The 12,723-nt window shown below is 34.6% G+C and carries 13 protein-coding genes; 7 read left to right on the top strand and 6 right to left on the bottom strand.

Annotated features, from left to right (window positions below; translation table 11 throughout):
• Window positions 1-31: 31 nt before the first annotated feature.
• Window positions 32-343, bottom strand: a complete 312-nt coding sequence (locus IRZ78_RS21115; protein ID WP_072963814.1) for a rhodanese-like domain-containing protein — start codon at window positions 341-343, stop codon at window positions 32-34.
• Between the two features lie 727 nt (window positions 344-1,070).
• Between IRZ78_RS21115 and IRZ78_RS21110 the strand changes: the two genes are divergently transcribed.
• Window positions 1,071-1,703, top strand: a complete 633-nt coding sequence (locus IRZ78_RS21110; RefSeq protein ID WP_194618484.1) for a Crp/Fnr family transcriptional regulator — start codon at window positions 1,071-1,073, stop codon at window positions 1,701-1,703.
• A gap of 417 nt (window positions 1,704-2,120) precedes the next feature.
• Window positions 2,121-2,906, top strand: coding sequence for a sulfite exporter TauE/SafE family protein (locus IRZ78_RS21105; RefSeq protein WP_194618482.1), 786 nt, complete (start codon window positions 2,121-2,123; stop codon window positions 2,904-2,906).
• Between the two features lie 112 nt (window positions 2,907-3,018).
• Here IRZ78_RS21105 and IRZ78_RS21100 read toward each other — a convergent pair whose 3' ends face one another.
• The 5 genes from IRZ78_RS21100 to IRZ78_RS21080 form a co-directional block, all read right to left on the bottom strand.
• Entirely contained in the window at window positions 3,019-3,465 is a 447-nt protein-coding gene (locus tag IRZ78_RS21100) for a GNAT family N-acetyltransferase (RefSeq protein WP_194618480.1), read from the bottom strand.
• A gap of 381 nt (window positions 3,466-3,846) precedes the next feature.
• Window positions 3,847-4,830: a DUF6438 domain-containing protein gene (locus IRZ78_RS21095; protein ID WP_194618478.1), complete on the bottom strand. Its 984-nt coding sequence runs from the start codon at window positions 4,828-4,830 to the stop codon at window positions 3,847-3,849.
• Between the two features lie 47 nt (window positions 4,831-4,877).
• The gene (gene cydB / locus IRZ78_RS21090) at window positions 4,878-5,954 is read right to left on the bottom strand and encodes a cytochrome d ubiquinol oxidase subunit II (RefSeq protein ID WP_194618476.1); all 1,077 of its coding nucleotides are present in this window, start codon (window positions 5,952-5,954) and stop codon (window positions 4,878-4,880) included.
• A 2-nt stretch (window positions 5,955-5,956) separates the two neighbouring features.
• Window positions 5,957-7,303, bottom strand: coding sequence for a cytochrome ubiquinol oxidase subunit I (locus IRZ78_RS21085; RefSeq protein ID WP_194618474.1), 1,347 nt, complete (start codon window positions 7,301-7,303; stop codon window positions 5,957-5,959).
• Between the two features lie 265 nt (window positions 7,304-7,568).
• Complete coding sequence (locus tag IRZ78_RS21080; RefSeq protein WP_194618472.1) at window positions 7,569-8,162, bottom strand: HD domain-containing protein; 594 nt, start codon at window positions 8,160-8,162, stop codon at window positions 7,569-7,571.
• Window positions 8,163-8,472: 310 nt separating this feature from the next.
• Here IRZ78_RS21080 and IRZ78_RS21075 point away from each other — a divergent pair, with 310 nt between their 5' ends.
• The 5 genes from IRZ78_RS21075 (at window position 8,473) to IRZ78_RS21055 (ending at window position 12,524) form a co-directional block, all read left to right on the top strand.
• On the top strand, window positions 8,473-9,891 hold the full coding sequence (locus IRZ78_RS21075; protein ID WP_194618470.1) for an MBL fold metallo-hydrolase: 1,419 nt from the start codon (window positions 8,473-8,475) through the stop codon (window positions 9,889-9,891).
• Window positions 9,892-10,066: 175 nt separating this feature from the next.
• A complete protein-coding gene (locus tag IRZ78_RS21070; RefSeq protein ID WP_194618444.1) occupies window positions 10,067-10,636 on the top strand; it encodes a YeeE/YedE thiosulfate transporter family protein in 570 nt (189 codons plus the stop codon).
• Between the two features lie 10 nt (window positions 10,637-10,646).
• Window positions 10,647-11,126 (top strand): DUF6691 family protein, encoded by a 480-nt coding sequence (locus IRZ78_RS21065; protein ID WP_194618441.1) that lies wholly within the window; start codon window positions 10,647-10,649, stop codon window positions 11,124-11,126.
• A 17-nt stretch (window positions 11,127-11,143) separates the two neighbouring features.
• The gene (locus IRZ78_RS21060; RefSeq protein ID WP_194618439.1) at window positions 11,144-11,665 is read left to right on the top strand and encodes a GNAT family N-acetyltransferase; all 522 of its coding nucleotides are present in this window, start codon (window positions 11,144-11,146) and stop codon (window positions 11,663-11,665) included.
• Between the two features lie 85 nt (window positions 11,666-11,750).
• Window positions 11,751-12,524, top strand: a complete 774-nt coding sequence (locus tag IRZ78_RS21055; protein WP_194618437.1) for an alpha/beta hydrolase — start codon at window positions 11,751-11,753, stop codon at window positions 12,522-12,524.
• Window positions 12,525-12,723 lie beyond the last annotated feature (199 nt).

Genomic DNA, 12,723 nt, shown 5'->3' with positions numbered 1-12,723 from the left:
AAGAGGCTTTTTGCGCCTCTTTTTTTTGTTTTTATGGATTTATGGTTTCGCCTTCCCAATCCAGTATACCACCAAGCAAGTTGTAGGCATTATTGATACCTAACTCGTTCATAATCTGACATGCTTTAGCGCTTCTGGCTCCAGAACGGCAATACACATAATAATTTTTATTTTTATCCAGTTCTTCGATTTCGTAAATAAAACCTTGTCCTTTATTGATATCAATGTTTACGGCATTCTCGATATAGCCGTCATTAAATTCGTCTTCAGTTCTTACGTCCAGTATAACTGCATTCTCGTCAGCAGCAAGCTGATTAACCCAATCTTCTTGTGATAAATTCATAGTATCTGTTTTTTGTAAAATTACGACGTTTCTATTAATTAAAAACGTGCTCAATGCGATTTCGATTATTATTCTCAGAAAACGTTTTAGAGAAAGTATTATAATCAGTGAAACACAAATTTACTTACTATTTTTAAAATTACAGTCTATAAAATCGATAGAAAATAGGATTTTTGCATTTTCAAAAAATGCATCTTAAAAATAGTTTTCTGACAATTAATCTGATTTCAATCTGCTATCTTTACATTAAAATACAGACTTAAATCTTAATTTGATAAAAAAAGTGCGTCACGAATATTTTTTTGCCACAGATTAAAATGATTAGAATGATTAAAATTGTTTGCCACGAATTGCACAAATTTTCACTAATTGATTTATGAAACTTGTAGCTAAAAATATTTTTAACCACAGATTAAAATGATTAAAAATGTTCGCCACAAATTGCACTAATTCTCACTCATTAATTCGGGAAAATTTGTGAAATTCGTGGCAAAAAATATAATTTAAACATATAGAGGCATATTTTTTTTAAGTTTAGAGCAAAATAAATAACACTTTATTTACACATAGATATGTGCATTCATGTCAAGTGAAACGCCTTTTTCGAGTAACTAAAAGCTATGTTTCTATGTGTTAAACCGTTTTAATGCTTGATTTTTAAAAATTATATCTGTAAAAACCAGTTCAATCCGTAAAATCCGTGGGCTATTATTACCACAATTCATCCATGCAAAACTCACTTAAAAATATATTTCCTAATTTCTCCAACGAACTTATTTCGACTATCGAAGAAAACGGAAGTCTTCAAGATTTTGAAGCCGGAACCATTTTAATGCGAACCGGACAATACATAAAAAACACGGTGCTAATAACCAAAGGAAAAATCAAGATCTATCGCGAGGGCGAAGATGGCGGCGAATTTCTTATGTATTATCTACAACCCGGACAAGCCTGCGCCATTTCGATGATTTGTACTGCCAAAAGCGAAAAAAGCCAAATCATGGCAAAGGTTGTCGAAGATGTTTCTGTCATGATGATTCCGCTGCAAATGATGGACAAATGGATGATGGAACACAGATCATGGTACGAATTTGTCATCGAAACTTATAGAAGCAGGTTCGAAGAAGTTCTGGAAGTGGTTGATAATATCGCGTTTAGATCTATGGATGAGCGTTTAGAATTTTATTTAAAAAGACATTCCGACGCCTGTGGTTGCTCTGAAGTAAAATTATCTCATCAGGAAATCGCAACTGAACTGAATACCTCAAGAGAAGTCGTGTCCAGATTACTCAAAAAAATGGAACAAAGAGGTTTGGTCAAACTCAACCGAAACCAAATTGAATTATTAAACACGAATTAACACTAAGTTTTTTTTTAACCATTACGAAATTAATTACCCACGGACTTTACAGATTAAACGGGTTTTCGCTGGTTTATTTTGGCTTGTGAAATTGAGCGAAGTCGAAATACTCTATGCGTTTTCTCCCGAAGCCTCGGGACGCTCAAACTTACAAACGTTGTGCTTAAATAGTTTTTTTACCATTAAGATATTAAGAAAGTTAAGTTTAGGCTTTTTTATCTTAATGTGTAATAAGGAAATTCAGCAGTTTGGCTTAATTTTTCTTAATCTCTTAATGGTTAATAAAAAGCAAACCTGCGAAAACCCGTTTAATCCGTAAAATCCGTGGGCAAAAAATCAGTAACAAAAATATCTTTATGTGATAAATGTTACTGTACATTTCTATTTATCAAAGCAACTTTGCATAAAACAAATGCAATGGAATATTTAGGTTATTTTGCTTCGATTATTATAGGGATTTCCCTCGGCTTAATTGGTGGAGGCGGATCTATCTTAACCATTCCTATTTTAGTGTATTTATTTAAGGTAAATCCGGAGCAAGCTACCTCCTATTCTTTGTTCATTGTTGGACTAACTGCTATGTTTGGTAGTTACAGCCATTACAAAATGGGAAATCTAAAACTCAAATCGGCATTGTACTTTGCGATTCCGTCTGTAATTTCGATTTTGATTATTCGTGAAGTGATCTTTCCTCAAATTGCTTCGACATTATTTTCTATCGCTTCGTATTCCGTTTCAAAAGATTTTCTGATCATGATTATTTTCTCCGTACTAATGATCACAGCAGCAATCTCGATGATCCGAAAAAACAAACCTAAAATAAAAGCAACCGAAACCAATTACACACAACTAAGCATAATAGGTTTCGTAGTCGGAATCATAACCGGATTTCTGGGTGCCGGTGGTGGATTTTTAATCATTCCTGCCCTGCTCTTTTTCGCCAATCTACCCATGAAACAAGCCGTAGGAACATCATTATTGATCATTACTATAAATTCGACCATAGGTTTTGGAGGCGATTTATACATTGGTACACCCATAAATTATCCGTTTTTATTAGGCGTTTCTTCCATGGCCCTTTTCGGAATGATTATAGGAAGTCAGCTTTCTAAAAAAATTGACGGTACCAAACTAAAACCCATTTTTGGCTGGTTTGTTTTGGTAATGGGATTTTATATTATTACTAAGGAGGTTTTGTTTTAAGATTTTGTTTTCTCGCAGATTTAGGAGATTCAGAAGATTTTTTTTATAACTTTAATTTGTAGATTAAAAGCAAAAATGGGGAAACGAATGCTGCTTCCCCATTATTTATTCTTTATTTCCACCAGTGATAATAATTATGTAAACCGTCATATTCAAATCCACAACGCGGATATAATGTATTGCCTATGTCATTTGTCTTTTCAGTTTCCAGCATCAAACCACAGGCATTTGTTTCCTCGCACCATTGTTTACTGCGATCAATCAGCGCTACCGAAAGTCCTTTGCCTCTATAATCCGGATGTACAAAAAGATCACTCAACAACCATTGTTTTTGTAATTTTGTGTAGTGAAATAATTTGTAAAGCTGTACAAAACCAACAGCCTTTCCGCCCATAATCGCTAAAAAAATATCAGATTCATGGTTCAGTAATCGTTCTTTAAGAAATACTTTTCCTTTTTCGACATCAGATTCCTGACGGTAAAAAACACGATAAAGGTTAAAAAGTTCCGCTGCTTCGTCAAGATCTTCAATACTTGCTTTTTTGATTTGGTAATTCATTGTTTTAGATATTTTGATTAAAAAAGCGAAAGTATAGCAAAGAGCCAACTCACTTATAGTCCAGTTTATATAAAACAAGATCATCCAGTATTTACAACGTCAAAAAGACCTTTTTGTAATGAACAAATCGACAAATGATTTTTCTGTAAATCAATTTCTATTTAAGTTTCGAACTTTGACAAACAGAAAAAATCCGTTTTCCTGAGAGTAAACGGATTTTTATATTTTCGGCGTTTTCGCCTTGGCGAACGGGCTATCCGCTAAATTCCCGATTAACAAAAACTACGGCTAAAAAGCCTTGTTTTTCTAAATCGGGAGATACCACTCCTGTCGCTAACGGACTCGGGTAAAAATAAATATTTTAGAATTTCATTAATAAATTTAATTCCATTTCTGATTCATTCTTAATTCAAATAATAATTCATACAATTTTCTCAAACTGTAACTTCCTACTATTCCATAATCCTCAATAATTTTCTCTTTACCATTGTCATATCTAATTTTCAGAATTGAACTACCACTATCTTCTTCATATAACATGTTTTCATTTTGAAAATTTGCAAAATTCATGTATTCTAATAGTGCCAAAATTTGGTTATAATTTTCTTCTGTAATTACAGTTTTGAAAGTACCTTCCCTATTGTTATTGAAAAAAGACGACATTTTCTTCATATTTTCTTCCTCTGTTCCAAAATTAAAACGTTCAGCAAAAAAAGTTGAATTTCTTTCTTTATCAATTACTAATGAAAATACTGGACAAGTTCCATAACAGCCAAAAGTTGAAAACTCTATTTTTTCGATAGAATGCTTTACAGGTCGCTTATTATAATCAATAAATCCATCACATTTATAAATTAATGTGTGCTGTTCTACATTATTGCCTTTAGCACTCAAAACTCCTCTTCTCCGGTTATAAATTTGTAATACCGTTTGATTATTTTTCTGTGCAATCTTTGGAACAAAACATCCGTCACCTAAATTAATATTATACATTTTTACCGAATCTTTTGGAAAACTCATCAAAACTAAAGAACAGAAGTTGCATCTAATACTTCTTGATTCATCACAATTATGGTCATCTCCTATTAGTAAAAAATCTAACAAACCATTATTATCAAAATCTGCTTTATAATAATATTCGTTGATTTTAAGAGAATCACCTATTCTTCTACAGATAGAATCTTGAGCATCGCTTTCAGGCGCAAAATCATGTATTTTTTTTAGCTCAAATTTTGCAAATCTTTTACTATTTACACGAACATAATTTTCTAATTCCGTTTTACTTTTTAATGTATTGCTTTCATTTTTCTGAGAATAGCAATTTATAAAAAGGATTTGTATGGTTATGAAAATTATTCTTTTCATGATTAAAATTTAAAATATAATTCGTCCTTTTTACACATCCCGAACAATCAATGTTCCCCATACCCCACATCATCCATCTTCCCGCTAAAAACTCTGTACTGAATAATAAAATAAATAATCACCAAAAACAAAGCGATAAAAAACCAACTCATTCCGGCATTCAGCCCGTATGCTCCGGCGGCAGTATTATAAATCGTTAATGACGGATTTACATTATTTGTAGAAGGCAAAACATTCGGGAAAATCGAAACGGCTGTTGAGGCAAAACCTCCAACTAAAAATAAAGTTGAAAACAAAAATCCCATTCCGTCTTTTTGCCAGGAACGAACTTTAAACAAACCTAAAATTCCAACAAAAGTCATTAGTGGAAAAAACCAAAGAATTGGATTCTCGACAAAATTATGAAATGGTTTTGGCTCAATAAAATGCCAGATTTGAAGTGAAATACAAACTAAAACCAGTAACACTATATTCAGTTTAAAAACTACATTTTTCAGTTTTGGGTTCAACGCCGAATTCGTTTTATAAATAATCCAGTTCGCACCATGAATTGTCAGGGCAACAACACTTACAATTCCTAAAAAGAGGGTGAACCAGTCTATAATTCCCAATTCATTTGCTTGCGGACTAAAAGTAGGATTCCATAAAGGCAAAAAGAAATAATGCGCCTCTTGCGTCGAAACGCCATTGGTTACCATTCCTAAGTTTACACCACGAACAATATTCCCCAAAGCAATCCCGAAGAATAAGGCCAAAAGTAAACTGGCGATCCCAAAAGCTTTATCCCAAATGGCTTCCCACATGGGGTGGTGCACTTGTCCGCGCATTTCCAGACCAATTGCACGAAAAATCAACAACCATAAAATCATGATCAACGGCAAATAAAATCCGCTAAAAGATGAAGCGTATAAAGTAGGGAAAGCAAAAAACAAAACACCTCCGGCGGCAATAATCCAAACCTCATTGGCATCCCAAAACGGACCAATGGCGCTTGTAATTGCTTTTTTATCTTTCTCTTCTTTAGCAAAAAATAAATGAATAATTCCTGCTCCAAAATCGTAACCGTCTAATACAATATAAACGGCCAGAATTCCCATTAAAACAACGTACCAAAAAAATTCCATAATTATATTTTTTCTGAATTCAGTTCAACATTATGAGGCCCTTTATTGATGATTTTTCCAATCAAAAGCAAAAACAACATTCCAAGTAAAAGATACAATCCTATAAAACCTAATAAAGTAAATAAGGTATTTCCCGATGAAACAGTTGGTGAAGCTCCCGCTGTTGTTCTCAATAAATTATAAACGAGCCACGGTTGTCTTCCTAATTCGGCCGTATACCAACCTGTGGTATTGGCGATGTACGGAAATGGCATCATAAACATCAAAGACCATAAAATCCATTTGGTTTCGAATAATTTCTTTCTAAAAAGCTGTACAAGCGCCAAAGTCATCAAACCTATAAATATGGTTCCGAGTCCTACCATAATATGATAGGCATAATACAAACCGGAAATATTAGTAGGATGCAGATCTTCTTCAAACTGATCCAGACCTTTTATTTCCTGATGCCAGCTTCCGTAAGTAAGGAAACTCAGGATATTAGGAACAGCGATTTTATTGTCCAGTTTTTTGTCTTTTACATCAGGCTGACCTATTAAAACAATCTCAGAACCTTTCTTTTCGGTATGAAAAATTCCTTCCATTGCAGCAAAAGTTACCGGCTGGTATTTTACGACATTTTTAGCCAGTAAATCTCCCGTAGGAACTGCCACAATAAGACTCGAAATCAATCCGAAGATTACGCCGGTTTTCACAAACATTCTTCCAAAAGAAACATTCTTTTTACTTAAAATATAAAATGCCCCAATTCCGGCTACTACAAATGAACTTGTTACCAAAGATGCAGCCTGATTGTGTAAATAAGAAGGCCATAACCAAGGGTTAAGGAATAAAGCTTTGAAATTCGTCAAAACAAATTTACCGTTTTCCAGAATTTCATAACCTACCGGATTTTGCATCCACGAATGTGTGGCTATAATAAGGTATCCGCTGGCCCAGGAACCAATCATAATTAATAATCCAGTTACAAAATGCCATTTATGTCCAATTATTTTTTCTCCAAACAAAAAGATTCCCAGAAAAGAGGATTCTAAGAAAAAGGAGAACATACCTTCCATCGCCAGAGTCTGCCCGATGATTCCACCAGTTAACTCAGAGAATTTTGCCCAATTGGTTCCAAACTGAAATTCCATTGGGATTCCGGTTACCACACCCATCGCAAAATTCAGAGCGAAAATTTTCATCCAAAAATGCGTGGCGTGATTGTATTGATCGTCTTTAGTTTTAAGATATTTCCATTTAAAATAAACAATGATCAGCGAAAGACCCATTGTAAGTTGCGGAAAAAGATAGTGAAAAGTAATGGTGAAGGCGAATTGCATTCGGTCATAAAAAAGCATTTCTTCCATAGCGGTATTTTATTTATGAAGTCTCCTCAAATTTACCTATTAAAACATGAATTCCCTGTCTTTAAAAGAAGTTTTTTCTTTTTCAAACCATATAAGTTATATAAGAAAAATAAGCTTAGCCTTAATTACAAAAGGTTAAACATAATGCAATAAAAAAAATCTTTTAATACATTTAATATAAATTTAAAATTCGCAAAACCTAAAACAAATCTGTATCACTTATATTCAAAATTGATATTTATTTACAAATCTATACTTTAGAAATTTACTCTTCTTTCAAAATTCCTTTTACTAGACTTTCGTTTATTAAACCTTCGGCATAATTCCATAAAGTTTTTGAACCTTCTTTTATGATGCTCTTTTTTTCATACACTTTTTTATAAGGTACATCAAACTCTTTCCAGGTTCCTCCGTTATTAGAGGTGTTTTGCAATAAAGGTTCTAATCTGTCCATCGACCTTGCAAATTTGGCTTCGTTGGTTTCTCCTGCTTCAAATTCTTCCCAAATGGCAATCATTTCCTGAGCTTGCTTTTCGGGCAATAATCCAAAAATACGATTGGCCGCTAGTCGTTCCTCATCGGTATTATCGTGGCTTTTTTGTGTATCATACATAAAGACATCTCCAGCATCGATTTCGACAATATCATGCATCAAAACCATTTTTACGACTCTTAAAACATCAATTGGCTCGTTTGAATGTTCAGCCAAAACAATCGCCATCAAAGCCAGATGCCAACTGTGTTCCGCATCGTTTTCGTTTCGGTCGCTATTAAACAATTTCGTTTTGCGCTGAATGTATTTGACCTTATCAATTTCTTTTATAAAAGCAATCTGATTCAATAAATCTTCTGTGTTCATGACAATGAATTTTATAGATGTAAAATTACGTAGATTATTTTTTTACCCTATAAGTTATATAAGTTCATTTTAGCATAAGACCAATTACGTGACTTAAATTTACTTATATCACTTATATGGTTAAATTCGTCAATCTTGTTTCAATCTTAAATCATTTTATATACGATTTTTTTTGAATTTCCTATGGGCTTTATATGGTAAAACCATCCAACGCTTTTTTGCATAAAAATCAAATTTGTGTAACATAAGTCACCCATTTTAAGCAAAAAGTAGGTTACCTTTGTATTCCCTTATTTTTAGAATACATATCATGAAAATAGAACAAATTTACACCGGATGTTTAGCACAAGGTGCTTATTATATAACTTCGAATGGCGAAGCTGCCATTATTGATCCACTTAGAGAAATTCAGCCTTATCTGGATCGTTTAGAACGTGATAACGTCAAATTGAAATACATTTTCGAAACGCATTTTCACGCTGATTTTGTTTCAGGTCATATCGATTTGAGCAAAGAAACTCAGGCGCCAATTGTTTACGGACCTAATGCGGCTTGTGAATTTGATTGCATTTCTGCGAAAGACGGACAAGAATTCAAAATTGGAAAAATTACGATTAAGGCGTTGCATACTCCTGGTCATACCATGGAAAGCACGACTTATTTATTGATTGAAGAAAACGGAAAAGATCACGCTATTTTCTCTGGAGACACTTTATTTATTGGTGATGTGGGTCGTCCCGATTTGGCTCAAAAAGCTGCAGAAATGACACAAGATCAATTGGCGGGAATTTTATTTCATTCGCTAAGAGATAAAATCATGACTCTGGCTGATGATGTGATTGTTTACCCTGCTCATGGTGCGGGAAGCGCTTGCGGAAAAAACATGAGTAAAGAAACAGTCTCAACAATAGGCAATCAAAAAGCAACGAATTATGCTTTGCGCGCCAATATGACCCAAGCCGAATTTATCGAAGAAGTTACCGATGGTTTATTGCCTCCTCCAGCTTATTTCAGTATGAATGTGGCCATGAACAAACAAGGTTACGAAAGTTTCGAATCGGTTTTACACAACGGAATGAAAGCCATTGATGTAAGAGAATTTGAGGCTGTAGCCAAAGAAACCGGAGCGTTAATTTTAGATACCAGAAAAAGTGCCGATTTCTATAAAGGATTTATTCCGCAATCGATCAATATCGGAATCAACGGTGATTTTGCGCCATGGGTTGGAACTCTAGTTGCCGATGTAAAACAACCTATTATATTAGTTACTGAGGTTGGTCTTGAAGAAGAAACCGTAACCCGTTTAAGCCGTGTTGGTTTCGATTCGATCATCGGACATCTGGACGGTGGTTTTGAAGCCTGGGAAAAAGCCGGTTTTGAAACTGATACCGTAAATAGAATTTCGGCAGAACAATTCGACAGTGAGTTTAAAATTGAAGAAGACAAAGTAATCGACATTCGTAAAGAAACCGAATACGAAGCTGAACATATCGAGGATGCTTATAGCAAACCTTTAGCTTATATCAACGACTGGGTAAAAGACATTGACCCTAACGAGCATTTTTATTTGCATTGCGCCGGAGGATATCGCAGTATGATCGCAGCTTCGATTTTGCAAGCCCGTGGTTTCAGAAACTTTACAGAAATCGAAGGTGGTTTTGGTGCAATCGCAAAAACAAGTATTCCAAAATCAGATTTTGTTTGTCAAAATAAGATTTTAAAAGCATAAGATTTTTTCTACCATTAAGATGTTAAGAGAATTAAGTTGGTAGCTTTTAAAAGTGAAGTTTAAAAAGCATAAATTAAACATAATTTCTTACCATTAAGTTTATTAATCAAGGTATTCTTAATCCCCCTAATATCTTAATGCTAAAAAAATAAAAATCTAATTTTTAAATTAAAACATGAGTCTAATCGAAATCATCAAAGAACCTTGGCCTTGGTACGTTTCAGGCCCGCTAATTGGATTAACAGTTCCTATTTTATTGATTATCGGAAACAAATCTTTCGGGATTAGTTCTTCCCTTCGTCATATTTGCGCGGCTTGTATTCCGGCCAATATTTCGTTTTTTAAATACGACTGGAAAAAAGAAAGCTGGAATTTATTTTTCGTTTTCGGAATTTTCCTTGGCGGAGTGATCGCTGCCTATTTTCTGGCCAATCCAAATCCGGTCGAAATCTCGCCCCAACTTTCGGAGCAATTAGCTACTTACGGGATCACCGATCATTCGGGATTATTGCCAAAACAACTTTTCTCTTGGGAAAGTCTATTCACGCTTCGCGGATTCATTATGATTGTTGTTGGAGGATTTTTAGTTGGTTTTGGAACGCGTTATGCCGGCGGTTGCACAAGCGGACATGCGATTATGGGAATTTCAAATTTGCAATGGCCTTCATTAATCGCTACGATCTGTTTTATGATTGGCGGTTTTATTATGGCCAATTTGATTTTGCCTTATATTCTTTCACTTTAAAATTTCAAAAATGAATAATTTAGAAAATAAAAATACCGATACAGAAGGAACCAACGGAAGTCAGATAAAAGATTCAGGATTCTCGAATCTTAAATACATGCTGGTAGGAATCGTTTTTGGAATCGTATTCGTAAAAGCCGAAATCATCAGCTGGTACCGAATTCAGGAAATGTTTCAATTGCAATCTTTCTTTATGTATGGCGTAATTGGCAGCGCGGTTGTCGTTGGAGTTATATCCGTTCAGATCATAAAAAGATTCAATATCAAAACCCTTCAGGGAGAAAAAATCGAAATCCAGCCTAAAACTTTCAACAAAGGACAAATTTATGGCGGATTATTATTCGGTTTCGGCTGGGCAATCACCGGAGCTTGTCCCGGACCACTTTTCGCTCAAATTGGGACTGGAGTTACTGTAATTGCAGTTACTTTAATAAGTGCCATTTTAGGAACCTGGGTTTACGGTTATTTCAAAGACAAACTTCCTCATTAAGATTTAATACATAAAAAATGAGCAACACAACAGAACAACTACTATTAAGAAAAGCGAATATTACAGACTTGCCAGTTATCTGGACCATCATACAAGATGCCATCGAACAAAGACGTCAGGAAGGAAGTTCACAATGGCAAGATGGTTATCCTAACGAACTTAGCATTACCAACGATATAAATAATGGTTACGGATATGTACTTACAGAAAACGAAACCATTTTATCTTATTCTGCCATTATATTCGACAAAGAACCCGCTTACGAAGACATAGAAGGCGAATGGCTTACCAATGGAGATTATGGCGTTGTACATCGCGTAGCCGTATCAAAATGGGCAAAAGGAAAAGGTATTGCAACAAAGCTTTTTAAAAACGTAGAAGGTTTATGCCTCGAAAAGAATATTCATAGCATAAAAGTAGACACCAACTTTGACAATGTGCCTATGCTTAAAATTTTAGAACGATTAGAATATACCTATTGTGGCGAAGTCTATTTTAGAGGAGCAGCCCGAAAAGCTTTCGAAAAAAAGCTAGCTTAAAAAATATACAATCTCATAATTACGAATCAAACCCGGCTGAATTCAAAAAACTGTCGGGTTTCTTATTAAAAGCGTATCAAAAAAAATGAACAAAATATATTTTCAGATTTTATTATCCTTATTTTTAATAAGTTGCTCCAATACTAAAAAATCAACAGTTCACACATCAAATAAAACCTATGATGTTCAGCTTGATAGTTTAGAGTTATTTGATAAATCCAGAAACCGCAAAATTCCGGTCGCAATGTATCATCCAAAATCTGACACGAAAATAAACAACCAGCAGGTAATAATTTTCAGTCACGGATACGGAGAAAATAAAGGTGGAGACAATAAAATTTATTCTTACTTAACAGAACATTTAGCATCGCAAGGATATTTCGTTATCAGCATTCAGCACGAATTACCTACAGATGATCTTTTGGCAATGGAAGGAGATCTAAAAGTTACAAGAAGACCAAATTGGGAACGAGGTACAGAAAACATTCTTTATGTTTTAAACGAATTCAAAACAATCAATCCCGAATTAGATTTCAAGCACCTAACACTAATTGGCCATTCGAACGGTGGAGACATGACAGCTTTATTTGCTACCAAATATCCTAAGCTGGTTTATAAAATAATCACAATGGACAATCGAAGAATGCCTCTTCCAAGATTTAAGCATCCTATAATATACACGTTGCGCTCTAAAAACTATGCTGCAGACCAAGGCGTGTTACCCAACGAGCAAGAACAGAAAAAATACGGAATGACGGTTCAGTTCACCCCGATCAACCATAGTGATATGGATAATGACGCAACAACCGAAGAACGAAAAACACTATTTACCCACATCGAAAAATACTTAAGCGAGTAAATTCAGAAATCTAAAATTAAACTGGGCGTGCCACCATCCCGATAAGAGGGCAAATATACTTTGCGCTTATACGCCCTCTTATCGGCATGCTGTCAGGCTATCCGCACTGCTTGGGCAGTCAGCTCTTATCCCTCACGCGAACGAGTAAACTAGAAATTTAAAAAAAACTAGACGTTTCTTTCTTTCTAATCTGTAGAAA

The organism is Flavobacterium sp. CSZ (genome assembly GCF_015350725.1).
GTDB lineage: Bacteria > Bacteroidota > Bacteroidia > Flavobacteriales > Flavobacteriaceae > Flavobacterium.
Note: the sequence above shows the minus strand (reverse complement) of the source record. Positions and strands in the feature narration are given on the sequence as shown.